This is a genomic window from Terrisporobacter glycolicus ATCC 14880 = DSM 1288 (assembly GCF_036812735.1).
In the GTDB taxonomy this organism is placed as follows: domain Bacteria; phylum Bacillota; class Clostridia; order Peptostreptococcales; family Peptostreptococcaceae; genus Terrisporobacter; species Terrisporobacter glycolicus.
This window is the reverse complement of sequence record NZ_CP117523.1, coordinates 1,495,172-1,521,569: the sequence shown is the minus strand read 5'-3', so window position 1 is coordinate 1,521,569 and position 26,398 is coordinate 1,495,172. Positions and strand designations below refer to the sequence as shown.

Genomic DNA, 26,398 nt, shown 5'->3' with positions numbered 1-26,398 from the left:
TAAACTAAAAATCGCATCACTTATTTGTGATACGATTTTTTAATTCCATATTATTATCAAATTATTTTGCTATAATGTTTTTCTTATAGATACCTTGTACCCTAAATTAACCATTAAATTATATAAAATATTAGCTTTTGATTTTTTTAATCGAGCAGTTATTGATTTTAAGGAATAGAAATTCCTTCTAAACCACATATACCCATTAAATAATTACTCTGCACTCATATTTTTAGGTTTAAATGCCACTCTAGTTTTCCCATTATAATATGACCAATCATCAGTTAATAATCGACCTTCTTCCTTTAGTTGATAATATAGTGGTGTTTTTGGAAGTGGTGTTAGTATACTAACTGTGACTCCATCAATTCCTAGGTAATTGCACATATGTAAAGTTGTTTTAAATACTTCTTTTGTATCAGTATCAAATCCAAATATTATTCCTGCTTGTATGCAAATTCCATATTTATGAACAGAGTCTATTAACTCTTTATATTTGTCTACATTATTCAGTCCTTTATTTACGCTCTGTAGAGTTTCTTTTGAAAAAGATTCTAATCCAACAAAGAAATAAATACATCCTGCCTTTTGAGCTAACTTCAATACTTCTTCATCCTTGCATCTTTCTAAAGTAACTTGAGCTGCCCATTTTTTATTTAATTTACTAAGCTCTTTTAATAGCTCTTTTGCATATTCTAGATCTCCAAAGAAATTATCATCCCAAAATACAAAAAACTTACTTTTGCAGTTTTTAATATCTTCTATTACTTCATTTATTGGTCTTTTCCTAAATGAGTCTTCGTATATTTGCTTTAGATTGCAATAAGAACAACTATAAGGACATCCTCTTGTTGCAAAAACTGCACCTTTAGTAAACCATCTTCCTTTTATTAAATCCCTTCTCGGTATTGGAATTCCTTTTAGTGTTGGAATGTTTAAGCATCTATACTCTCTATCATAACTTCCTTGATAAAAATCATCTAAAAATCTTGGCCAACTCTCTTCACCCTCCCCTATAATTACTGCATCACAATGTTCTTTTACTTCTTCTGGTAAGAGAGTTGCATGTGGCCCTCCAAAAGCAACCTTACTTCCTTTATTTCTAAATATGTCACCAATATTATAGCAATGAGGTGCATTTGACGTATTAACTGTAACCACCACTAAGTCATAATATTTTTCAAAAGGTATCTTTTATTATATTCATCTATTAATGTAACATCATATTTATTTTCATCAATAAATGCTGCCAAATATGGCATGGTTATTTGTATAAAATTGTTTATCTGCCTTTTTCTAAATCTGTTAATCTCCTTATTTTCAGGAGTTACCATTAATATACTCTTTTTCATATCTCCTCCAAATAATACTTTTTATATAGAATTTGCTATACTTCTTCTTTTTTTAACTCATATTATTTATAATAACATAGCTTTTGACAGTAAAAACCGTATCACTTATTTGTGATACGGTTTTTATACATATTTTTCACTTGACTTACAAAGAGCAAGTTAAGTAAAAACTCAACTTGCTCTTTGTTAAATACTATAATTTTTATGCTCCAAGTTTATCATTTTCTGCCTTAGAATCTTTCTTTGATGATATTTTAGGCCAGCCTATTAATATAGACACTACTCCAAACGCTACCATTAACATAGAATACCAACAATAAGGTAAAATTGAAGCTGGTGATATACTTGCCAAAGCACCTGCTGTTATAATTGATATAGTGTTATTTGTTGTTGATATATCTATTAAACTTACTAATGCGGCTATTGATAGCTCTGAACCACGAGCAGTTTTAGTCTTCTTAGTTAAATTATAAAGTAACCAGTCTATACCACCAAGATAGTTCATCAATACAACTAAGCCACCCACTAATATAGCTATTAAAGACATATCTTCCATCCAAGTCATACCTTCATGAATAATAGCTAAAGATCCTATTAAAGTAAAATCTCCATGCATAACCCCTATTATTACTCCTACAAACACATCTACGCTCATGACTGTTATCACATTTGCTCCTAATAGTGATAATGCTATAACTATTACATAAGGAAGCATATTTACAAGGTTATATTCTCCCTTTACTCCAGCAAATGAACCACCTGTTGTTTGTAAAGCTAATAAAATTAAAGTAATAATAACTGCTGGCAAAACCATTAACATGTTTGCCTTGAATTTGTCTCTCATTGGTATATCTTGAGTACGAGTAGCTGCTATTGTAGTATCTGATATTAATGATAAGTTATCACCAAACATAGATCCCCCTACAACAACTCCACATACTAAAGCCATATTAAATCCTGTTGCATTAGCAAGAGATATGGCAATTGGCATTAAAGCTGATACTGTTCCCATTGAAGTTCCCATAGAGAAACTTAATATACATCCTATAAGGAACAAACCAGGTAATACCATACTAGATGGTAATATACTTAAACAAAAGTTTGTAATAGAATCACTAGCATGCATTGCCCCAACTATTCCATAAAACGCTCCTGCTAATAAAAATATTACTACCATGAGTATTAATGTGTCATCTCCAGCTCCCTTACAAATCATTGTAACCTTTTCTTCAAAAGATAACTTCTTTTCCCCTTTTTTATTTAAGACTAAAGCTACACCAATTGCAATTGATATGCCTATCATTAAAGGCATGTTTTCAAAACTTACTGTTCCTATGCCAATTGCAAAATATAAAACTAAAAATACGCATAATGGCACTAATCCTAAAAAAACTCCCCTTTGATTTTTACTTTTTTACCTGATAAATGTATCACACAAATAAGGAGTTAACAACAAAAAACGACAATTTTCAATAATGCTTATATATGTATCAAATTTTTTTATAGTAATATTTTTGTTTTTAAATTTATTGTTGTTTTTTGTAAAAATAATATAGGCTATCTCACTATTTTAGTAAGATAGCCTTGTTTTATTATATAGGTATATTTAATATCATTAACTCTACAAATCCTGCAAGTAATTCTATATCTTTTATTCAAAATTATTTGGATTTATCGGCCATTTACCGTACTTTCTGGCAGCGCTCATCATGGCATCTATATTTTCAACTGGTGAGTTGATAGGTATACCACAACCTGTACTTAGTAAGTATTTTTTAGGGCTATCATAACCATCTTTGATACAGTTTTTTACAGCTTCGTATACATCTTCATTAGTCCCAAGCATAATTGCTTCCACTGGATCCACATTTCCTACAATAGGTAGTATATGTCCTACTAATTTTTTTGTCTCTAATAAACTAACTTTATTATCTATACTTAACATATCACATCCAGTTTCAACTAGGTCTAGAGTCATATGAGAAGTATCTCCGCAAACATGATATGCAACAGTTCTTCCATATTTATGAACATAATCTATTAATTCTTTTGTGTATGGAAGTACAAATTCTCTGTAAGTTTTCTTATCTATAAGTGTTCCTGAAGCAATTGGATCGCATAAAGATATATCTGATCCTGCTTTTAAAAAGTCTTCCATTACTATTTTTAATGCCTCTGTGCTAAATCTTAATAGCTCATGTACTTTTTCTGGTTCTTTTCTAATTGATCTTAACAATTCTTCCACTGGATAAAGACTTCCTGCTGCTGTTATAGGACCAACCATACTAAATGATGGTTCCACTTCATCTCCACATTCATCTAGGGCTATATTATAGGCATCATAATTTAGTTGAAGCCATGGATCATTCTTTCTTTCAACTTTTGATAAATCTAAACCACTTAAGTCATTAAGATTTTTTAAAAAGTGATCTATTATAGCTGGTACACTATCTTCTGGATTATTTGTTTTACTTCCCATAGCTGTTCCCACTCCATGTAATCCATATTCTATAGAAATACCATCATTTCCAAATCTTTTGTAACATGCAATTTGTGCATTTGCGTGATTTCTTGCACAGCTAGTTTTTTCTCTAAATGTCATTCCCACTACCTTACCTGATATTGATGTAACAAAAGGCATTGTTGGTATTCTATCTATTTCTTTTCCTTGGAAAAACGCTGCTGATCTTTCCTTCGGTGTCATTTTATCATCTTTATGCATTATATACTCCTCCTAAAATATCCTATATTCTCAATTTGTTGTAAACTTCAAATATTTTAAAAACAATCTTTCGTGTCCTTCAGATGCTTCATTAATTTCCTCAACTACACACTTATGTAAATCTTTCAAAGATTTCTTCAGTCATCCCCTTTTTTATTTTGTAAAATGATTTTATATTCCTGCTAGTTTATAGGGTACCATATAAAAAAGATTTATAAAAATCGATAATTTTTATAAATCTATATCATATATTAATTAAATTAATATTTAATTTCTTATTGTTTTTTGCATAGATAACAGTCATCTTTATCGTTGTAAGACATATTATCCATTTTACAAATATGATTTTGAAATATTGAATATACTACAAAAATAAAAAGTATGTATCAACTTTTACATTAATACATACTTAACTATTCTCTATAATATTTTTATTTGTATCCATTACTTCTCATATAACTGTTTGTCATATCTAAAAATTAGATTGTTCTATTACATAGCTCTAGCGGGAAATACTGCATCTAAAATTCCAATAACAACCGCTGCCAATACTGCTCCTAAAATAGATACTCCCATATGAGGAACGAAAAATTGTGTTGCATATATTATTATCGCTGCGATTATAAATCCTTTTATTCCTTTTCCAAAAGGAGATGCATCAACTCCCATAAACAATTCTACAAAATAGTCTAATAGTGATATTACAACAGCAGCAATTAAAAATGACCACATTCCTCTAATCGTAAATCCTGGAGTTACATATGATGTTATCATTAGGATAACCGCAACTAATATAAATCTTCCTATCCATCTTATTAGACTACCATCATTTCCTCTTTCATTATTATTAGATTCCATAGAAGACACTCCTTTAATAAAATAATATTTTAGATTTCTTATAAAATTTATAACTTATTATTATAAGTTAACCATTCTATCAGATATTATCCTTATAATATTACTAAAACTTAAAATTAATAATTTTTTGACTTATTACGATATTTTTTCATATCTATTTTTTATATTTACTCTTATGTCTTCTATTCTTCTTTTATTTACATTTTCAATTAAAAACTTAACATCATCTAGCTCGATTTCTCTACCTTCTTCTGGGAAATCACCTAACAGTGTAAGTATGTATCCATTTAAGGTATCATAATCTCCTTGTTCTATATCTATATCAAATTTATTGTTAAATTCATTTATTGTCAAATATCCTTTTACAATAAAATTATTATCATCAACTTGTGTTATGGTAGATTTGGTTTTATCGTGTTCATCCTCGATATCTCCCATAATTTCTTCAATTAAATCTTCTATAGTTACTAATCCTTCTATTCCACCGTATTCATCAATCAATAATGCCAGGTGTACTTTTTTATACTTTAGAAGTTTAAATAACTCGTTTGTTCTAATTGACTTTGAAACAAAATATGGCTCATGAAGCATTGTTTTTAAGTCTATATTTTCAAATCCAATCTTTTTGGCTTTTGCTAATAAATCTTTTTCATATAGTATACCTATTATATTGTCCTTATTGTCTTCATATACAGGTATTCTAGAATATCCTGAAGTTATTACACCTTCTAATATCTCTTCAAAATCATCATCAATATCTAGGGCAAATATATCATGTCTAGATGTCATAATTTCCTTAGCAGTTTTATCATTAAATTCAAATATGCTATATATCATTTGTTTTTCTTCATTTTCAATACATCCATCTTCTTGAGATTGTGATACCATAGATCTAATTTCTTCTTCAGATACACTCTCCTCAATATCTGTATCATTATTTCCTGTAATTTTTAAAACCGTACTAGTTGAAAATGATAAAAGGTTTATAAATGGTTTTGTAATTTTTGATAGGATGTAAATTGACTTTACCGAAAATAAAGATATCTTTTCTGGTTTTTTCAGGGCAATTCTTTTAGGTACTAATTCTCCAAATACTAATGTAAAATATGAAAGTATTAACGTAACTCCAAACATACATATTTCCTTAGAATAAGGTATATTTAATGGAGCTAATACCGTTGAAAGGTGTATAGATATTCCTGTGGCAGCAGATGCACTTGAGAAAAATCCAGCTAAAGTTATGCCAATTTGAATAGTTGATAAGAAGTTACTTGGATCTTCCATTAACTTTTCAAGCAATTGAGCTTTCTTGTTTCCATCTGCACTTAATTGTTTTATTTTTGACTTATTCACAGAAACTATAGCCATTTCTGCTGATGCGAAAAATGCGTTAATAGCAGTAAGTAATGCTATTAAAATTATTTGAGGCATAAAGGCCCCGGGGTCTGAATCTAAATTATCCATTTCTTCCTCCTTAAAATAATAATTAAAATTTAAAATAAAGATTCATTAATTACCATTGGGTAAAATTTATTTAATATACATTATAATCTATCAATTATCTTTTATCAATATTATATATATTAAAATATTTTAACTTAACAAAAGGACTACAAAAATAAATAATAAAAGGCCCTTTTAGTTATCTTTTTAATTTCTAAAAGGGCCTTTTATTATTTATTGGATAAATTTTTAATCAATAATTTGTTTATTCTTTTTCTATCACATTTTAATATAATAAACTCATAATGTTCATAAGTAAATTTATCATTAACTTGTGGATATGACTCTAATTGGGTATAAGCCCATCCTCCCATAGTATCGATATTTTCCTCTTCAATATCTATATGTAAAAGTTCGCTTATATCTTCAATAAGTACCTTTCCATCCACAATATAGCTGTTGTCTTCAGTTTTAATAATTGCATCTTCTTCTTCATCAAACTCATCTTGAATTTCACCAACAATTTCTTCTAAAATATCTTCAATAGTTACTAAACCAGCTGTCCCTCCATATTCATCAATAATTAATGCAACTTGGCCTTTATCTTCTTTAAATATTTTAAGAAGTTCACTTATTGACATAGATTCTGGCACAAGTTTAATCTCACGAATAATATTTTTTATATTTTCATTATTACCCTCAATCTTTTGCTTATATAAATCCTTAATATGTATAAATCCAATAACATTGTCTTTATTACCATTACACACAGGATATCTAGTAAGCTGTTCATTAAATGTGTAAGATATAATATCCTCAAAAGAATCTTCTATGAAAATATTTCTAATATCAGTTCGTGGTACCATTATTTCTTTTACAGTTTTATCAGTAAAATCGAATATATTAGATACAAGATTTAATTCAGTTTTATCTACTAAACCGTGGTTATAACTTTCTTCAACTAATAACTTTAGTTCCTCATCAGTATGAACTGATTTATGTTCATCAACTTGAGAAAGTCCAAATACCTTTAGTATCCAATTTGTGCTATGGTTAAATATCCACATAACTGGATAGGTTATTTTATAAAAAAGTATAAGTGGAAGGGCTGTACTCAAAGCTACTTTTTCTGAGCTTATAATTGCCAGTGATTTAGGAACCAATTCACCAAGTACAATATGAAAACCAGTTATAATTGAAAACGCAATAACAAATGAGATTGAATGTGCCAAACTTGATGGCAAATGAAATAGATTAAATATTGGCATTAACAAACGTAAAACAGCAGGCTCTCCTACCCATCCAAGTCCTAAAGATGCTAAAGTTATTCCAAGCTGACAAGCAGATAAGTATGAGTTTAAGTCTTTAACAATAATTAAAGTATTATTAGCACGTTTATTACCTTGAAGTATCAGTGTTTCTATCCTAGATTTCCTCACTTTTACCATAGCAAACTCAGTAGCAACGAAAAATCCATTTAAAAATACAAGAAAAAATACTAAAAGTATATTTATAAAAATAATCATATATATTATTCACCTCTAAAATTAGTATAAATACAAATTACTCTATAACATATTATTAACATTTTACGATTAAATAAAAGTATAACTATTCGATAAATTACTATTTTTAGTTTTACTATATTTTAAATAAGTCATAGCCTTGATATCTGCTAAATAAGCCTATTTGTAAATTCTAAGTAATTTATTTGAAAGTTCATCATATAATTCTATAAAGTTCATAAAAGGAGTGATAAATAAATATGCCTGATATTCCTAACCCATATCCATATCCTTGTATTATGCCACCACCAATGTACAACATGTATTCATACCCTTATTGGGGTAACCAACAAATATATAATATGTACCCATACTCTTTTGAATACACTAAACCAATATATAAAAGAGCTGATATTATATTAAAGGATTATGGTCCAAATCCTATTGTGGTTAATATTGAAGATGCAACCAAACAAAACAATACTTTCCGTACAGCCTTGTGGACAGGAAATAATTTGCAAGTTACTCTAATGAGTATTGATATTGGTGATGATATAGGTCTTGAAGTTCATACAATGGGAGATCAATTTATAAGAATTGAAGATGGTGATGCGCTTGTTCAAATGGGAGATAGCCAAGATAATCTTAGTTTTCAAAAAAAAATATCTGCTGACTATGCTATTATGATACCTGCTGGCACGTGGCACAATGTTAAAAATATAGGAAGTAGACCACTTAAACTCTATGCTATCTATGCTCCGCCTCAGCATCCAAAAAATACAATACATCAAACTAAAGCAGATGCAGAAGCTGCCGAGTCTAGTGGGCATGAATTTAGATATTAATTAATTACAATGTGTAATAGGAGCTAAATAATTTATTTTATTTAGTTCCTATTTTAATATAAAAAGCTACTTAATTATATTAGTTTATAGAAATATAAACATGAATTTCTTGGTTTTGCATATCTTCTGTATTATTTTGATATTCTTCAAAATCACAAGAATACTTCCTATCTAAATCCATTTGCCATAATTCCATCCAAAATTCTCCTACTGAATTTTGAACATCACCATTTATAATAAATTTAGCATATTTTCCACTTGGGATTGTTTTACTTACTAATGGACTTTCTATGCTATCAATTTTGTTCACTTCACAACAACAAATAAAGTTATATTTCTGAGTAAAGTCACCTTGATAATCTGTATATAGCCCAATAGTTTTATTATCTTTTCTGTTTTTTATCTTTTCATAATGACCTTTCATTAAAAACTCTTCCCATAATGTTTTAATATCCTCAACTGCCTTATTGTTGTTATTAGTAGTTTCTTTTATTAAACCTACAACTTGTTTCTCTTTTAAATTGACTATTTCATAATTCATATCCAATTCTCCTATCTACTTTTTCTTAAAGTATATCTAAAGTGATATGACATGAGTGTGTCATATTATAAATATTTATTTAAATAAAAGCAAAAAAATAATCTTAATATGGTATGAACTTCATGTATATAATTGTATATTCTATGCAGCTATTAATTTAATAAATCTTTCACATCTTCTTTTTCTTTATCACTAAATTGTTGTTTAAAGTATGTTGGTATATCATCAATTTTTTTCATTTCTATTATATTACCATTATTTATCTTATGTATATTTAGATTGAAAGAATTATTTTGTTCCAATTTAATTTCTAATTTTCTTTTATTACCTTTTAATTCATATGTATTATCTTTTAAATTTTCATATGTTCCTTTATTGACTTCTATATTATCAATATATTCAACGAATGTATTATCATCTATTTGGAATGAGAGTTGAATAAAATGACCATTTATCTGATCACTTTGATAAAATCCATGTAATTTAGGTGTTACAGCACTTGAACATCCAACTGTTAATAATATAACTATAAAAGTTATAAATAAAACTAATCTCTTTTTCATTTTATTCCCCCCAAATAACTTGTCTATAATTTATAACGATTCCGCTTCATAACTTATTAAATCTATTTATTTCTCCATAACATAATTCTCTAGCAAAACCCCATTTCTTTCTAGATTTTGTTTCTTAATAACTTTGTACCCTCCTTTCTCAAAAAATGATTTTGCCGTAATTGAAGCATGTGTAGTTACTTTTCCCACACCAAAAATGTATTCCAATATACTATATTATAAAACAGTTCTGCTAAATCTTTACAATCTGATGTTTCATACCTTCTTATAAGCATTCCTAATCTCCTCCACAAACTTACTATTTATAGCTTTAGCAAATAAATTGGAAGTTATCAATCCATAAAAAAATTTATTTTTTCTATAAGTTTAAATCCTACATAATTATTTTTCTCTATGTGTCTGTGATATTCATTCCAATAGCTTAATATTCTACATTGATTTAATTTAATGAAATCTTTATTATTATTAATAAAATCTTTTAAATCATTTACATTTATTAAATCTATATTTATATAAATATCTTTAAGAATACCTTCTACATATTCCCCTGTTAATCTTAAAATATATGGAATCATCCATTTTTCCACATTTTCGCTAAAAATATTTCTTAATGCACTTTGCCTTACATAACCATTATGATGGCGTGTAAGATAACAATTAAATATACGCCTTTGAAATTGTGTTAATTTCTCAATTTGGTATTCTTTGGGTTCTTCACAATAAATTCTTTCTGGAATACTTATTTTTTCTTTATCAATTTGGATTTCAAATGTGGAACTTCCATCTATTTTTTTATTTAAATTAATATTTTCCCAAATAACCCTAATATCAATTTCTAATTCTTTTGGAAAAGCATCTGAAAATTTTTGTATATTATTATTCAATATTTATATCCCCTTTACAAATTCTTACTTTTAAGTCTGCTCTATATATTGGAATTTATTTTATGATTTTTTAAATAATTTAACCTTATAGATTTTATTTATGTGGGTATTTATTATAAAGCTGATAAAGCTCTTTTACAAATGTTTTTAAGTAAGTTTGGTCAAACTCATTCTCAAAACTTAATTCTTGTTCAAAACCATTTCTACAATGGTTATTTAGACAACCTTTTACAACAATATGCCCTTTACCATTTCCAAAAAACTCTATGTAATTAGATATACTATATGCTTCCTCTAGTTTTGCTGAACCATCTAAAAAATCATATAAGTGTTTTAAATCGCACACAAACACTACAAAGTCTTTTATATCAATATCCATAGTTGTTCGAGCTCCAAATTTATCACTTTCTACATAGATGTTTAAAGTTGAATTTTCAGGATAATCTATTTCTTGTTCAAATATATTAATTTCTATTTCAATAGTAAAGTCTTCTGTACTTAACATATGCTTCATTTATTTTTCTCCTTATACTAAATAATAACAATTTTATTTATAAATTTTTATTCTAATTAAATACAATCTGTTAAATCATTGTAATATTAAAAAAATGTGAGACTTCAATATTTATACCACTCTATAAAAAACTTCTTGCGCAAATAGCATAGGTACATTTTTATTTCTTTCAAATATATCTCTATAATTTTCTACAGGAACTTTCTGCTCCCCTACATATGGTGATACTTCTAGAGTTAGTCCTGGTTTTTCATAATTTTCAATAAACCAATCTTTATATCCACTACCTGTAACATGCTCTTTTTCTTCTTCTAAAACATATCCTGTCTCCTTAGATATTTTGCTAGCTATAGCCAAATCCCTTTCTATATTTAATTGATTATACCTATAGTAAATTATCTCTCCTGAAGAATGATAAGAAATTGTCCCATCAAATAAGTATTTTTCTGTCAAACATTTTAAGGAACAGGTTTCTGGTTCCGAGAAATAATACGGTCCTTTATAAAAAGCATAATGTGGATGGGTTACACTATCATCATCAGGGTACTTGGTTGGGTAATTTCTATTTAAATCTACTCCATTTATATTAGCTTTCCAACGAGAAAATAATTCTTCTTTTAGATAGAGTTTATATTTATACTCTGAAGGTATATATTTACCTCCGTTTATTACTAAATCTGCACCATCTGGATTAACTAATGGCACAAAAACAAAAGTTACATATTTCAAAAGTTTATTAATACTCATATTATTTATACTTTGATCCATTTTATATAATTTTAAAAGATAGTTGATTTGGTCTAATATCAATATGGTTGTAATAGATTCTCTAGCATGATGTGTTCCTTGAATTAATATTTTTGTACTTCCTTCACCTATAGTTATAGATAGTATAGGTGTTCCTTGTACCGATTCCCCTATTTTATTTATACTTAATAATTTTTTATTATGCTTGCATAGATTATAAATAGCTTCGTTGATGCTTTTTGAAAAGTGGCTGGATTGGTATAAGTTTATATAACTTTTAATACGTCTATTTATCATATTATCACTCCATCATTACATTTTTTGTGCATATATAATATATATTCTATGATATTTAAATAAATTCACTGTATAGATAGAGTATTTGGAAATTAAAATCAATAAACTTATCTCTCTCATTTTCACTAGCAAAAACATGAGTTGTCATCATAAAAAGAAGTACATTTATGGTATTATTTTTTAAAACAACCTTTTTCATATTATTAAAGCCAATTTTTCTAAGTGATTGTCTCAAGGTGGTTTTATATTAATCATTTTTTCTATGTCATTTAAAGTTAAATCATTATTATCACACATATCTTCAACAATTTTATTATATGTATCATAAAGTGGTGACTGTTTATCATCTACTATTTTTTAGAAAACTTTTTAAACATACCAATATCATAAGTATTGTAAATCATATTAAGCTTCCCAACATTATCTGTATTTTCATAATTGTCATAGCTTAAATATATTATTGACAGTAACCCCTCTGTGCTTTTATCTTTTTCAATTATATAGTTTATTGATTCTATATTTTCGACTTTATTATTTTCTGTTTTTTAAATGATTCGTTCTTTCCTTCTTTATAGAACATCCTGTTATGCAAATACAGGTTAACAGCGTAAATAGTATAATTATCTTTTTCATGCATTTCTCCTTTTGAATATTATTTTCTTTAATTTCATAGTATATTAACCCCCATTTCTAAAGTTTTCCCTGACTCTACTCACTTTCTATACTATAAATAGTAATATCATCAGTCATATTCATCAATTATTGTTTTCCTTAAAAATAAAAAAATAGTTAATACCTTAATATTAACTATTTTTAGTCTAAACTTAGTTACTTGTTATAGGGTTCTCCTTGTCTTAATCTATAAAACATAATTTTAAATTTAATACTTTTTAATTATGTATTAAATGTTTTTGTACATTTTGTAACGCTGTTTCAATAAGTATTGTTGCTGAATTGCGATTTAAAGGAAATACTCTTCTGTAATAAATATAATATATTAACATTGACCAATATACTTCATAACCACCTTCATCAAACTCATACTCTGTTGGCAAATAACCTGTACAACCATTTGTATATCCACCTAAATAAAATTTATCATTGTTCATTATAGTCATGGCACTTAAGGCAAACTCACACATTATTTCATTGGCTACACCACAAATACAGCCATTATTCAAAACAAAGTACTGAATTTCCATATTATCAATTTGTTTTTCAACTTTTGCATGGATTAGTTTTTTAACTTCTTTTAACCACCTTGTGCCATCTATATTACATTCTATTTTTGCTTCTTTTGCAATTTCTAAAGCTCTTTCATAGGTAGGAACTTCAGAATAAAACTCTTTATAAACTGAATATATTTCAAGATTTGTAGTGTTTTTCGTTTCTATGAGATTTATTACTTTGTCTACATTTTCGTATACTTCTTTTGCCATATCTTCAAGAGCTGTTTTAGATCTAACAAACTTCTTATTATTTTGTGCGTCTATTACAAAATCTAGATTTGAATTAAAATATTTAGGTGAAACATTACCTGATGCCCCTTGTGTAACCATTATGTGACAGTTGTATTTTAACACTAAAAGTTCTCTTACAGCACCAAAATAATCTGGTGAAATCATATAATTATCAGCTTTTAATACATTGCTATGAGCTGTTAATCTTAATAATAAAAGACGTAACTGCCCACTATCTGCATCAGTGACTTTTAAGATTCCTATTCTTCTATCAATTTTTTCGTTACTTTTATCACAATTATCCCTTCTATTTATGCCTATATCTCCATATGCATTTCCCCATCCTACTTTAACTGGAGTCATATCTTTTATAGCCTCTTTAATACCAGACTTTATTTGACTACAAGCAAATCTAAAGTATTCAATTTCAGCAGTTTCATTAGGTGCAGAGTGAGTATGAGAAAAGCAAATCATTACATTTTCTTTTTTAATATTTAATATATTTCCAATATCAGTTCGCAATAAGTCTGCATGGTCCGTTGAAAAGCAAATGTGATCTATTGCTATAAGACAATACTTTTTATCTTTAAATTCCCATAATAATATTTGGGCTAATAATGGCTTTAACACTCCTCTAGATATTTCATCTTTGCGACCAAATCCAACTGTTTCTACTGGTTTGTTAGGTGTTATATCTACTTCTACAAAACCTAACTTTGCACTATATCTATCATTAAATTTATTATTTTTCATATTTTTTCTCCAATTGTTTTTATTTATAATTAGAGTCTAGCAATATGAAATTATTTGTTCAATGTCCTAAATGATTCTGTAACGTTTAGTATAAAAAAGCTATGTATTCGTATTCATTCCATAGCTTGAGTTCTTAATTTAATAATTTGTATTAGATTTGTAAAAATACTCCAATCTCTCTTGTGAGTCTTTGCTGGTTTACTTTTAAAAATTCAATTATTATTTTAAAAATAAAATAATAATTATACATTCAATTGGAAACATCAATTTACTATTATTCCCCCTCGAATATACTACAGAATTAATAGAAACTAGCTGCTTCGAGAATACACCATGAACTACCTCTAAAGAATCTCCTTCACTCATAAATGAATTAGAATCTATTTTGACCTTAACTTCTCTTTTATTTGTATAATCTGTAATCACTACTTTATAATAACTTATGTTAGACCTAGTTCTACGTTCATATATACCAGTACAAGTCCCATTTATAGACGTAAATATATTAAATATATTTTCTATAAGAGCAAAAGAATTTTGCAATATAAAATATATAAATAATAATTCAAAAAATCCAAATGTATAGCTTCTAAGTATGATCACATTTAGTAATATATATAATATATTTACAATAATTTCTACTTTTCTATATTTAAATTCTACCGTCTCTTTTTTATCATACCAAACTTTTAATCTCCACAATGCGCTATTAATATTATTTTTAGTGTTTAAATTTGATAATTTATCTATCTCGCATGCTTTATAATATAACTTTCTACCATAAAATATCAATCCACTAGTAATCAACATTAATAAGCTTGGTAGAAGTAGACTTTTATCACCTGTTATATAAAGAATAAATATAGAAAAAATTATAGTAACGAAGAAATTTAATTTATAGGGAAAAATATTTTTATTTATTCTCTCTTTGCATACTTCATTTTCCAATGTTATTAGTTGCTTTTCACTAGTTTTTATAGGATAAATTAGAAACATTCCATATATAAAATATAGTATCTTACATACCCCATCTAATGAATTTTTCATACTTATCCTCCATTAATACTCCTTTAAATTCTTATTCATAATATAATCAAACGTTTATTTATTTCCAATTATATAATAATTGTGAATTGCTCATTTGTAACTAATTATTCAGCCTCTAATTCTTTATCATTTTTATCAAAATATTTACAATCAAAATCTATTGATTTTTTTGGTTCATCATCTGATAATACGTTCTTTAGTAAAACCATTGATGGTTTGCCAGTTTTAAGCTTTTTATTAAATATGTGGTTATTTATTGACATTTCTACAGTGGAAACATTACTTCCATTAGATATTACTAGGTATGCCAGATACTTGTTATCTAGTCCATCATTATGATTATATCTAACTGCAAAATTAGTTACTCCTAGATCATCTGAGTCAATACCCTCTAATTTATTATCAGTCATTATGTAATTTCCTTTTTTATTTTTTTCGTATACAAGATATCCTTGTCCAGTATCTGATACAAAAACTACTATTTTAGAGTTATCAATATGTACAGTATCTAAAATAGTTAAATTATCATTGCCAATAACATCTAAAAAATCACCTTCATTTAAGTATTGTAATATTTCTTCCTCTGTGTTGCCTATTGTATCATTATTAGTACAACCTGTTATAAATATTATTGATAGAATCGCACTAATAAGTATTATAGTTTTTTTCATTTTGTTCCTCACTATTCTTTTGATTTCGTAGCATACCACATTTATCTTCTGACAAATACTCAAATTTATGTTTGCTGTATAGCAAATCAGCAGGATTATTTGCTATTAAACAAATATAGCTATCTTCATATGTATTTTTCTCAAAGTAATTATCTAGCGCTTTCATTATTAAATCTGCTAATCCTTTTCTACGATAATTTTTATCTACCATAATGTCACTTACCACATAGGTTATGCCACCATCACCTACTATTCTTCCAAAAGCAATTAATTTATCTTCATCATATATTGATACTGTAAATAAAGAGTTTTGCAAAGCTATTTCACTTCTTTGTAAATCTTTACTCCCCATGCCTGAACGCAATCTTAGACTTACATAATCTTTTGCAGTTGGTACTTCATAAATAAGTTGTATATCCATAATTCACCTCAATTAAAATTCTTATTTAACTATTTCATATTATAATAAAATTGTATACTAGATTGTATATTTAAGTAATAATTTTATACTTTTATCCATGTTTATATTAAATTTTTCATTGCAAAGGTTTAATATAATAATCTATAAATATACTAAAAAAGGTAAAACTAAATAAAAAGTAGTGATATAATATTAACTAAAAAACATCTGGAGGTATTATGACTTTATTTTTTAATATTTTATTTGCCTGGATAGCAGTAATATCAGGAATACTCCTAAGCATCATATGGATACTGAAAATTCTACAAAAGAAAATAAAAATAGATTGTAATAATGAGCTATTAATAAAAATAAATAAGTTTTTAAGAAAGAATCACATTAACTTGGGATACTTGTTTTTACTATCATCATTTATTCACGGAGTTCTTTCATCATATTCAATTATAAGCTTTAATTATGGAACAGTCGGTCTAATAATAGGGCTCCTTTTATGGTATACATTTATTAATAAGAAAAACATTGGAAAAACATGGATGCAAAGGCATAGAGAGTTAACTGCCTTGCTTATTATTGTTACAACATTACATATATTTGAAGTTGGAGGGTTTGTTGGACTTGATAAAGTTGTCAATAGTATTAAATCAGATCTAAATCCTAAAATAAGTACAAATGAAAGTAATATAAGAGGTGACTATAAAGATGGAGTATATGAAGGTACTGGATATGGATATGGTCCAGACCTTAAAGTTCTAGTTACTATAAAGGATGGAGTCATAAATGAGATTTCAATAGTTAGTCATAATGAATCAGGCGAAAGATTTTATGGACCGGCTTTTGATTCTATCCCTAAGGAGATAATAGATAAACAGACATATAATGTTGATGTGGTAAGTGGTTCAACTTATTCTTCAAAAGGAGTTATAGAAGCTGCGAGAGATGCCTTATCCAAAGCAGGTAAATAAAAATTAGCTATTAATTTTGTATAATATGAATTTAAAAATACTCCCTTCATGACAACAATTTTATTATTAAAACTGTATGTCTTAGAGGGAGTATCTTCATTTTAATTAACTATTTATTAACCTAAAACTCTTTTATAACCCTTTATTAGTGCCCTTTCAGGATGTATTAATGGCCAATTTACAACTTTTTCTGGCCAAGACTCTATTACTCTATTATTTCCTAAATATATAGCTACATGTATTACTTGCCCTGCACTATTTTTATAGAATACTAAATCTCCTCTTTGTGGAGTTTGAACTGTTTTTAGTGTTGGAAGATTCCAAAGGTTTCTAGACTCATACTCATACCCTGGTTGAGTGTGACGAGTTACACTCACTGGAGCTGGGTCAATTCCTATTGAATACATAGCTTGCATAACTAAACCACTACAATCAATTCCACTTCCTGGAGGACCAGCAGCACCAACTACATATTCTGTACCTAAATAACTTTCTGCAGTCCTTATCATTTGTTCCACAAGGTCTGATCTTGTTGACTTTGAGTTTGTCTTAACTGGAGTTACATATGAATCTAATGAATACCAAGAAGACTCACTAAATCCCATTTTTTTCCACGTAGTAAGATCAACTACACCAGTTACTTTTAGGCCATTTTTCTTTTGAAAAGCTTTGACCTTAGACATTGTATTTGGTCCCACAATTTCCCATACGCGACCCATACCTAATTTTCTTTGAACTTTTGCAACTCTAAGTCCCATTGTTCCTTTAACTAGGCTTTTTCCCGCACCACTTACACTTATCTTATCTTTTAATTGAATATATCCTGGTGGATTTTTATAAACTCTATCTGATTCACTACTAGAGTCTATGTCTACTACATATGATGAACTTATATATCCATAACCTTTCTTATACTTAATTTTATACCAGCCATTTTTTTCTACTTTTACTATCTCAACTATAGTACCTTTTGATAATGTTCCTATTTTCGAACTATTTGTTGACGCACTACTTCTTACGTTAAGTGTATTTGTATTTATTTTTCCTTTTTTTATTACTGTTGTTCCACCTGATGAATCATTTAAATCTACTACGTATTGTCCACTTACATAGCCATAGCCTTTTTTATACTTGATTTTATACCAGCCATTTTTTTCTACTTTTACTATCTCAACTACAGTGCCTTTTAATAGTGTTCCTAATTTTGAGCTACTTGCTGATGCCTCACTTCTTACGTTAAGTATATCTGCATTTATCTTTCCTTTTTTTATTACTGTTTCTCCATTTGATGTATCATTATCTGTATTATCGTTAGAATTTATATCTATAACATATGATGAACTTACATATCCACAGCCTTTTTTATACTTAATTTTGTACCATCCATTTTTTTCTACCTTTACTATTTCAACTATCGTACCTTTTGATAATGTTCCTATTTTCGAACTATTTGTTGACGTACCACTTCTTACGTTAAGTGTATTTGTATTTATTTTTCCTTTTTTTATTACTGTTGTTTCACTTGATGTATCATTATCTGTATTATCGTTAGAATTTATATCTACTACATATGATGAACTTACATATCCATAGCCTTTTTTATACTTAATTTTGTACCATCCATTTTTTTCTACTTTTACTACTTCAACTATCGTACCTTTTGATAATGTTCCTATTTTCGAACTATTTGTTGACGCACCGCTTCTTACATTAAGTGTATTTGTATTTATTTTTCCTTTTTTTATTACTGTTGCTTGCACTGATGAGTCATTTGAATTATTTAAAACCTCTACATATTGTCCACTTACATATCCATGTTTATTCCCATACTTAATTTTATACCACCCACTAGATGACATACTTTCTATCTGAACAATTGCCCCCTTTTTCAGTGAGCCAATCTTAGAACTACTACTTGAAGCACCTGATCTTACATTTAATGAACTTGCTATAACTTTTCCTTTTTTTATCGTATTTCTTTCATTTAAATTCTGTATTGATAGCTCAGATGTTGCTTCATCATTATTTTCTGCATGAGAAAGAACACTTGTTGATAATACTCTACTCATTAAGACCCCTGATAGTACTATCATTAAGCGTTTATTTATTCTTTTATCCATAATTTGGCTCCCCCCTTTCCATTTTATGACACATTATACCTATAGTATATCAGTATATACCTTTTTAAACAACATAGTTCATATTCTTATCATTTATGCCAAATTAATTCTATTTTACTCATATATTGACATTATTACACAATTATAGACCCTATAGAGTATCTTCTTAAGTTATTTAAAAATAAAGTTTGTGAAGATATACAGACTTTATTATTTTTGTCGTAAATAAAAGATAAGTAATATTAAAAATCTTGTACATGAAAGCCAGAGGAGAAGCTAAATGAAAAGTATAAAAATTAAAATTATTTCTAGTGTATTAGTGATGTTTATTATTTCCTTATTATTGGTAGTAGGAATTGGAATTAAAAAAAGTTCATCAACGATTGAGCAAGTTGTAGGATATGAATATACTGAAAGAATAGAAGGTAGTAACAATATGTTACAATTATACTTAAAAGAACAATTTGGAACTATAAAAAATAACAATGGTGAGTTAGTTAATGCTAATGGTAAATCAATAGAAGATAGTCATGAATATATTGATAAATTTTCTAAAAATATGAATTTAGTTGCAACAGTCTTTGCTAAAAATAATGATACCTATACGAGAATACTATCAACTGTAAAAGATGAACAAGGTAAAAGGGCTATTGGAACAACTTTAGATCCAGCAGGCGAAGCACACAAAGCATTATCAAAAGGTGAATCTTATTTTGGAGAAGCAGAAATACAGGGTAAAAAATATTTAACAGGTTATGTACCAATGCATGATGATAGCAACAATATAATAGGTGCTTACTTCTGTGGAGTTCCTATGGATACTGTAGATGGATTAATAAGTGATGGTAATAAAAAAACAATCATGGGAGTAGTAGGTGTAGCGCTGATAGTGTTAATCCTTGTAGCTGGTATAATCTATATTATTGCTAGTTCAATAACTAAACCAATAAAAAAAATAACTAAAATAGCTCATGATATAGCACAAGGAGATTTTGATGTTGATTTAGAAGTCCATTCAAATGATGAGGCTGGACAGCTGGCGGAGGCTTTCAATGAAACGATTTCTCAACTTACTAATTATCAAGATTACATAGATGAAATATCTACGGTTTTAGAAAAAATGGCTGGTGGTAATCTAGATATAAAACTTGAAAAAGAATATGTAGGCCAATTTAAAAAATTAGAAACTAATATAAATGATTTAATATATGGGCTAAACTCTATGGTATCTCAAATTTCATCAACTTCAGATCAAGTTGCTATAGGTTCTCAGCAAGTATCTGCTGGAGCACAAGAACTCGCTCAAGGAGCTACAGAACAAGCGAGCTCTGTTCAAGAACTAGCATCAACAGTAAATGAAATTTCAAATCAAATAAATGATACCGCTCAAAACGCACAAAGAGCTCAAGAAGTTTCCAGGGAAGCAACTGTAGCTACAACTAAAGGACATGAACAAATGAATGAAATGATTGCAGCTATGAATGATATAAGTAATGCTTCAAATGAGATTAGTAAAATAATAAAAAATATTGATGATATAGCTTTTCAAACTAATATATTAGCTTTAAATGCAGCAGTTGAAGCAGCAAGAGCAGGAGAAGCTGGTAAAGGATTTGCAGTTGTTTCAGATGAAGTTCGTAATCTAGCAGGTAAATCTGCAGAAAGTGCAAAAAATACTGCAATATTAATTGAAACTGCCCTTAATGCAGTAGAAAACGGAAGAAATATTGTAGGTGAAACAGCAAAATCATTGCAACTAGTGATAAATAGCTCTAATCAAACTGCTCAGGTAATACAAAATATTGCAGATGCAAATAGCCAGCAAACAGTAGCCATAGCACAGGTAAACATAGGCGTTGAGCAGATATCAGACGTAGTACAAAACAATAGTGCAACAGCAGAAGAAAGTGCTGCATCAAGTGAAGAATTATCAGCGCAAGCTCAAGTACTAAAAGATACAATTAGTAATTTTAAGATGAAAGGGGAATTTGTAAAAGGCCAGATTTAAGATAAAATTAAGTGAGCAAATCTTATTATACAAATATTATATAAACCTTATAATGATGAGGTTTTAGATTATATACAAAATAAAAAAGCATACCTTAAAGGTATGCTTTTTTATTTTATTTCATTTTTAAATTATCAAGTCTTTCATTTGCTTCTTCTAAACCATAACCAGCAGACTCTTCATATAATTTTTTAGCTTTATCTAAATCAGTTTCCGTTCCATATCCTATTTCATATATTTCAGCCATATTAAATAAAATTATTGACATTTCTTCTTTATCACCAATTTCTTTGGCATCAATTAATGCCTCTACATAAAGATGTAAAGCTTTATTTAAATTTACTTCTACTCCATGACCAAAAATATACATCTCTGCCAAATTACTTTTTGCAAGATATTCACCTTGTTCTATGGCTTTTTCATACCATATTTTAGCCTTTTCGTAGTTTTGCTCTATTCCTAATCCCTCTTGATAGAAATATCCCAAATTACACTGAGCATCAGAGCATCCTAAGTTTGCAGATTTTTCATACCATATTCTGGCTTGCTCCAAGTCCTCCTCTACGCCTATACCTTGATTATACATATAACCAAGTTGATACATGGCTAATTCACTTCCATGTTCGGCAGCTTTTTCAAAAATATTAATAGCTTTTTTACAATCTATTTCTACACCTTCACCATTTGAATACATAAGTCCCAAATTATAAAGAGCACTTTTATTGTTTTGTTCGCATGCTTTTTTATACCACTTTATAGCTTTCTCATAATCTATTTCACAGCCTTGCCCCATTTTATACATAACACCTAAATTATAGGCAGCATTGGAGTTTCCAAGTTGTGCAGCTTTTTCGTACCACTTAATAGCAGTTTTATAATTTTGATTTACACCTAGTCCATTTTCATAGAAACATCCCACATTAAAACAAGCAAACTCTGTCTTAGAGCTTTTGAACCAATAAAGGGCTTTTTCATAATCAGTTTCAGTGCCAGTTCCTTTAAAATACATATTTCCAAGGGCGTACTGGGCATCTTTATGACCTTGATTAGCTGATTTTTTATAAAGCTCTAAGGCTTTTTCATTATTTCTCATTTTATAATATTTTTCATCGGCTTCTATTTCTATTTGAAAATAATCTTCCAACCCTTCCATACCATCTTCATAAAAAATCCCCATTATGTACTGGCTGTGGTCATTGCCTTGAAGTGCTGACATTTTACTCAAAACCAAAAATTCCTCAAAATTTTGTTCTCCATTTTCTCCACAAAGAAATTCTTTTGCATCTTTTAATTTCTTGTAAGAATCTATTTCATTGAACTCAAGTATATCATCATCAAAGTTGCTCATATATTCCCCTCCTAACTATTATTTACATTAATAAATTTGTTTTTTCTTAGGTAATTATAGCACAAAGTTAAGAAGGGCTACACATTTTTGTATAGCCCTTTCATTTATTTATTTTATATATTTACTACTATAAACTTTCTTACCATTTATAAGCTTATTTACAGCTAGTCATTATTTCTTCTTTACTTATATTTAAAATCTATAAGCTTATTTTTTAATTGATTTTCAATATTTCTTAATTCAGCTTCAGCTTCCCTACGTTTTTCACGTCCTTCTGTTTGTATATTAAGAATTTCATCAAGAGTTGAAATCAACGATTCATTAGTAGCTCTAAGTGTTTCAATATCAACAATTCCTCTTTCAGATTCTTTTGCAGTTTCTATTGTTGAAGTTTTTAATATTTCTGCGTTTTTGCGTAAAAGTTCATTTGTCATATCTGTTACTTCTCTTTGGACTCTGGCAGCATCAGTAGCATGAGCAACTCCAAGTGCTAACACTATTTGACTTTTCCAAAGTGGAATAGTATTTATAATTGTAGATTGTATTTTTTCAGACATTAAGGTGTCATTGTTTTGAATTAATCGAATTTGAGGAGCCATTTGTAAAGAAATCATTTTGGTTAATTCTAAGTCGTGAATTTTCTTTTCAAATCGATTACAAAGAGCAATAAAATCATTTAATTCTTGAGCATCCTGAGGATTACCGCTTTTTTTTGCTTTTTCTTGCAATTTAGGAAGTTCTTCTTTTTCTAATTTTTGAAGTTTCTTTTTCCCAGCTAAGATATACATATATAGCTCTTTAAAATATACTTTGTTTATTTCATACATTCTATCTAGCATGGCAATATCTTTTAAAAGCTGTATTTGATGCTTTTCAAGAACATTGCACATTTTAGTGATATTATTTTCTACATTTTCATAATTTACTTTCATCTTCGAAACTTTGTCTTTGCCTTTTTTAAATAAACCAAAAATTCCTTTTTTCTCTTCACCTTCTTCAAAGTTTTTTAACTCAAGAACTACACTAGATAGTATTTCTCCAATTTCACCTAAATCTTTGGTTCTAACATCATTTAATGCTGCTTGTGAAAAATCAGAAATTTTCTTTTGAGCACCTACACCATATTGTAAAATAGAATTTGAATTACTTATTTCTATTTTATTTACAAATTGATCTACCATTTTTTTCTCTTCTTCTGTCAGTTGTATTTCATCAGTTATTTTTTCTTCTATTATTTTTTCTTCTGCTTTTTCCTCTTTTATTTTTATATCCGGAGCTTCCTCCTCAAATGATTGAAAAGTTAATTCCGGCTTTATATCAATAGACTTATCTTTGAATTCATCACTCATTTTAATGCCTCCCTATTATTTTTATTTACTTTTTAAAATCTTCTTCTCCTAATCCTTCTTGTTTAAATAATGTTTTAAGAACAGAGATATCTGTGGAAATATCTAAAACAACATCTTCAAATAAATAATCTAATAAATTTTCAAAAGCATTATTAATAAGATCAATACTCTTTTCAATTTGAATTTTAGCATTTTTTATATTATCACCTTGAACTACTTGATTATTTAACTCTTTGTATGAGTTTATTAGTTTTATAGTAATTGGAAGGTAATGATTTATAAATTTATTAACTTCTTGTGTCTTTTTAGGATTTTTTTCAACTTGATTAAGTATTTGATCTGCAATGTTTCCCAATTTGTCTAACTTTATAGCTATTTCTTCTCTGTAAAACTCATTTTTTACGGCTTTGATTTGTTCAATATAATTTCTTCCTATTTTAACAGTAGATTCTATTTCTTCTTTTCCTGAATTATTTATTTCTTCTTTCAATTTTTCTTTATTAGTTTCTTTGGCTATTTGTTCCTTTTTCAAATTTAAATAATCACTATAAACTTCATCATTTAACATAAAATATGTTTTTTCTTCATCTATATGTCCTTCTAAAAACATGCCTAAATCAATCATTTTACGTAAGTCTTTAAGTATAAAACTCTTTTTCTCTTTAACAAATTTTGCTAAGTCATCAATTAAGAAATAACTATTGTCGTCAATAACTCTTACATAAGTCTTAAAACGCTTTACTCTTTTTCTTACATTTATTCCTTTTAATAATAATCCTACACTTCCTACAAAAAATAAAACTAAAACTCCCGTAACAACTTGGCTACCTACAATAAAATTACTAAATAGTGAATTAGCTATTAGATATAACCCCACTGAAGAACCATAAATTACACTTCCACCAGCTCCAAACACTATATAAAGTATTCCTGATATACTTCCAGCTGGTCTTTTACTAATGTATTTTGATATATCATTTTTAGATTTTTTATTTAAGCCCATGTATTTTACACCATATTCATTGAACTTTGATTTAAATTGATTTAGAGTGTCTTCAGTTTTATAGTTAATATCTCTTTTTAGATTAGCAATATCTATTGCTTTTAGTGCACTGCTAACTGTAGACATAATTTGATCTTCTAAATTAGAAAAGTCCTTTTTATTCATTATATTGCCTCCAGATTATTTTTCTTATTATTAACATAAATCTAGATATATACTATATCCTTGTGATAATATTTTAAGTTTATTATATATTATAAGTTAATTAATTGTAACTGATAACCTGAAATTTACTTTGAGTTAATATTATTAGCCTTTATATAGTTAGAGTTATCATCCAGATTTAGTAAAAATTACAAATTAAGCAATTTTCGAACTCTACACATACTATAAAACTTTTGATATAATATATTTGAGAGATAAAAACACAGTTTCGGTTGGTAGTCCGAACCTATTTGTAAAATAGCAGTAACCTGCCCTCCTGGGTTGTCCATTCTTTTGTAATAAAATTACAGGAGGAGTTATTTATGATACAAAGTAGTTGCAAATTAACAGTATTATTTCAAAATCAATTTTGGGTTGGTACTTTTGAAGGTGAAAGTGAAAATGAATATAGTGTGGCAAGAGTATTCTTAGGATCAGAACCTACAGAAGCTCAATTATATGAATTTATACTAAAAAACTATAATCAGATTCCATTTAAAAAAATCAAATCTCAAACATTCTCTACTCAAAAGAAAACTAATTACAAGAGATTACAAAGAGAAGTAAAGAAACAACAAAAAGAAAAAGGTATGGGTACAAAAGCTCAAAACGCTATTAAACTTCAACATGAATCAGCTAAAGTTGAACGAAGAAAAAAAAGAAAAGAAAGAAAAGAATCAGAACACGACAAAATGTATGAATTAAAACAGATGAAGAAAAAAGAAAAACATAAAGGCCATTAATGAAATTTTTTCTAAAAATGCATTTAAAT

Annotated in this window: 25 protein-coding genes; 4 read left to right on the top strand and 21 right to left on the bottom strand. The window is 27.9% G+C overall.

The genetic code is table 11. From position 1 onward, the window contains the following. Nucleotides 1-213: 213 nt before the first annotated feature. From TEGL_RS07445 to TEGL_RS07415, 7 genes are all read right to left on the bottom strand, one after another. Nucleotides 214-1,164: a B12-binding domain-containing radical SAM protein gene (locus TEGL_RS07445; protein WP_242827305.1), complete on the bottom strand. Its 951-nt coding sequence runs from the start codon at nt 1,162-1,164 to the stop codon at nt 214-216. After that, nucleotides 1,164-1,352 carry a hypothetical protein gene (locus TEGL_RS07440; RefSeq protein ID WP_242827304.1) on the bottom strand — a complete coding sequence of 63 codons (189 nt, stop codon included), beginning with the start codon at nt 1,350-1,352 and terminating at the stop codon, nt 1,164-1,166. The genes TEGL_RS07445 and TEGL_RS07440 overlap by 1 nt, the downstream gene beginning before the upstream one ends. A 202-nt stretch (nt 1,353-1,554) precedes the next feature. After that, a complete protein-coding gene (locus TEGL_RS07435) occupies nt 1,555-2,730 on the bottom strand; it encodes a Na+/H+ antiporter NhaC family protein (RefSeq protein WP_018589580.1) in 1,176 nt (391 codons plus the stop codon). Between the two features lie 273 nt (nt 2,731-3,003). Beyond that, entirely contained in the window at nt 3,004-4,074 is a 1,071-nt protein-coding gene (locus TEGL_RS07430; protein WP_018589579.1) for a uroporphyrinogen decarboxylase family protein, read from the bottom strand. A 492-nt stretch (nt 4,075-4,566) separates the two neighbouring features. After that, a complete protein-coding gene (locus TEGL_RS07425) occupies nt 4,567-4,932 on the bottom strand; it encodes a phage holin family protein (protein WP_018589578.1) in 366 nt (121 codons plus the stop codon). Nucleotides 4,933-5,067: 135 nt separating this feature from the next. Further along, entirely contained in the window at nt 5,068-6,396 is a 1,329-nt protein-coding gene (locus tag TEGL_RS07420; RefSeq protein ID WP_018589577.1) for a hemolysin family protein, read from the bottom strand. A 209-nt stretch (nt 6,397-6,605) separates the two neighbouring features. Further along, the gene (locus TEGL_RS07415) at nt 6,606-7,901 is read right to left on the bottom strand and encodes a hemolysin family protein (protein ID WP_018589576.1); all 1,296 of its coding nucleotides are present in this window, start codon (nt 7,899-7,901) and stop codon (nt 6,606-6,608) included. Between the two features lie 239 nt (nt 7,902-8,140). On the opposite strand from TEGL_RS07415, the gene TEGL_RS07410 reads away from it, so the two are divergent. Continuing rightward, the gene (locus TEGL_RS07410; RefSeq protein WP_018589575.1) at nt 8,141-8,725 is read left to right on the top strand and encodes a cupin domain-containing protein; all 585 of its coding nucleotides are present in this window, start codon (nt 8,141-8,143) and stop codon (nt 8,723-8,725) included. A gap of 79 nt (nt 8,726-8,804) precedes the next feature. Here the strand turns inward: TEGL_RS07410 and TEGL_RS07405 are convergent, their stop codons facing one another. The 10 genes from TEGL_RS07405 to TEGL_RS07360 form a co-directional block, all read right to left on the bottom strand. Then, on the bottom strand, nt 8,805-9,266 hold the full coding sequence (locus TEGL_RS07405; RefSeq protein WP_018589574.1) for a GyrI-like domain-containing protein: 462 nt from the start codon (nt 9,264-9,266) through the stop codon (nt 8,805-8,807). Between the two features lie 152 nt (nt 9,267-9,418). Further along, nucleotides 9,419-9,829, bottom strand: coding sequence for a hypothetical protein (locus TEGL_RS07400; RefSeq protein WP_018589573.1), 411 nt, complete (start codon nt 9,827-9,829; stop codon nt 9,419-9,421). A 341-nt stretch (nt 9,830-10,170) separates the two neighbouring features. After that, nucleotides 10,171-10,722: a hypothetical protein gene (locus TEGL_RS07395; protein WP_018589571.1), complete on the bottom strand. Its 552-nt coding sequence runs from the start codon at nt 10,720-10,722 to the stop codon at nt 10,171-10,173. Nucleotides 10,723-10,816: 94 nt separating this feature from the next. After that, on the bottom strand, nt 10,817-11,236 hold the full coding sequence (locus tag TEGL_RS07390; protein ID WP_018589570.1) for a WapI family immunity protein: 420 nt from the start codon (nt 11,234-11,236) through the stop codon (nt 10,817-10,819). 111 nt (nt 11,237-11,347) lie between these two features. Continuing rightward, the gene (locus TEGL_RS07385) at nt 11,348-12,280 is read right to left on the bottom strand and encodes a M14 family zinc carboxypeptidase (RefSeq protein WP_018589569.1); all 933 of its coding nucleotides are present in this window, start codon (nt 12,278-12,280) and stop codon (nt 11,348-11,350) included. Nucleotides 12,281-12,335: 55 nt separating this feature from the next. After that, entirely contained in the window at nt 12,336-12,479 is a 144-nt protein-coding gene (locus TEGL_RS07380; protein WP_154650603.1) for a hypothetical protein, read from the bottom strand. A 691-nt stretch (nt 12,480-13,170) separates the two neighbouring features. Continuing rightward, nucleotides 13,171-14,493, bottom strand: a complete 1,323-nt coding sequence (locus tag TEGL_RS07375; RefSeq protein WP_018589568.1) for a hypothetical protein — start codon at nt 14,491-14,493, stop codon at nt 13,171-13,173. A gap of 219 nt (nt 14,494-14,712) precedes the next feature. Further along, nucleotides 14,713-15,540: a hypothetical protein gene (locus TEGL_RS07370; protein ID WP_018589566.1), complete on the bottom strand. Its 828-nt coding sequence runs from the start codon at nt 15,538-15,540 to the stop codon at nt 14,713-14,715. 104 nt (nt 15,541-15,644) lie between these two features. Beyond that, nucleotides 15,645-16,211, bottom strand: coding sequence for a hypothetical protein (locus tag TEGL_RS07365; RefSeq protein ID WP_018589565.1), 567 nt, complete (start codon nt 16,209-16,211; stop codon nt 15,645-15,647). Next, nucleotides 16,186-16,632 (bottom strand): GNAT family N-acetyltransferase, encoded by a 447-nt coding sequence (locus tag TEGL_RS07360; protein ID WP_018589564.1) that lies wholly within the window; start codon nt 16,630-16,632, stop codon nt 16,186-16,188. Before TEGL_RS07360 ends, TEGL_RS07365 begins: the two co-directional genes overlap by 26 nt. A 218-nt stretch (nt 16,633-16,850) precedes the next feature. Here TEGL_RS07360 and TEGL_RS07355 point away from each other — a divergent pair, with 218 nt between their 5' ends. Then, a complete protein-coding gene (locus TEGL_RS07355; RefSeq protein WP_018589563.1) occupies nt 16,851-17,594 on the top strand; it encodes an FMN-binding protein in 744 nt (247 codons plus the stop codon). 116 nt (nt 17,595-17,710) lie between these two features. Here the strand turns inward: TEGL_RS07355 and TEGL_RS07350 are convergent, their stop codons facing one another. Continuing rightward, complete coding sequence (locus TEGL_RS07350; RefSeq protein ID WP_018589562.1) at nt 17,711-19,714, bottom strand: SH3 domain-containing protein; 2,004 nt, start codon at nt 19,712-19,714, stop codon at nt 17,711-17,713. 280 nt (nt 19,715-19,994) lie between these two features. Between TEGL_RS07350 and TEGL_RS07345 the strand changes: the two genes are divergently transcribed. After that, nucleotides 19,995-21,722 (top strand): methyl-accepting chemotaxis protein, encoded by a 1,728-nt coding sequence (locus TEGL_RS07345; protein WP_018589561.1) that lies wholly within the window; start codon nt 19,995-19,997, stop codon nt 21,720-21,722. Between the two features lie 115 nt (nt 21,723-21,837). On the opposite strand, the gene TEGL_RS07340 is transcribed toward TEGL_RS07345, so the two are convergent. The 3 genes from TEGL_RS07340 to TEGL_RS07330 all read right to left on the bottom strand — a co-directional run bounded on the left by TEGL_RS07340 (nt 21,838) and on the right by TEGL_RS07330 (nt 25,587). Continuing rightward, the gene (locus TEGL_RS07340; protein WP_018589560.1) at nt 21,838-23,070 is read right to left on the bottom strand and encodes an SEL1-like repeat protein; all 1,233 of its coding nucleotides are present in this window, start codon (nt 23,068-23,070) and stop codon (nt 21,838-21,840) included. A 182-nt stretch (nt 23,071-23,252) separates the two neighbouring features. Beyond that, nucleotides 23,253-24,419 carry a toxic anion resistance protein gene (locus tag TEGL_RS07335; RefSeq protein WP_018589559.1) on the bottom strand — a complete coding sequence of 389 codons (1,167 nt, stop codon included), beginning with the start codon at nt 24,417-24,419 and terminating at the stop codon, nt 23,253-23,255. Nucleotides 24,420-24,444: 25 nt separating this feature from the next. Beyond that, complete coding sequence (locus tag TEGL_RS07330) at nt 24,445-25,587, bottom strand: 5-bromo-4-chloroindolyl phosphate hydrolysis family protein (protein WP_018589558.1); 1,143 nt, start codon at nt 25,585-25,587, stop codon at nt 24,445-24,447. 362 nt (nt 25,588-25,949) lie between these two features. On the opposite strand from TEGL_RS07330, the gene TEGL_RS07325 reads away from it, so the two are divergent. Next, nucleotides 25,950-26,369: a YjdF family protein gene (locus TEGL_RS07325; RefSeq protein WP_018589557.1), complete on the top strand. Its 420-nt coding sequence runs from the start codon at nt 25,950-25,952 to the stop codon at nt 26,367-26,369. The last annotated feature ends 29 nt before the right edge of the window (nt 26,370-26,398 follow it).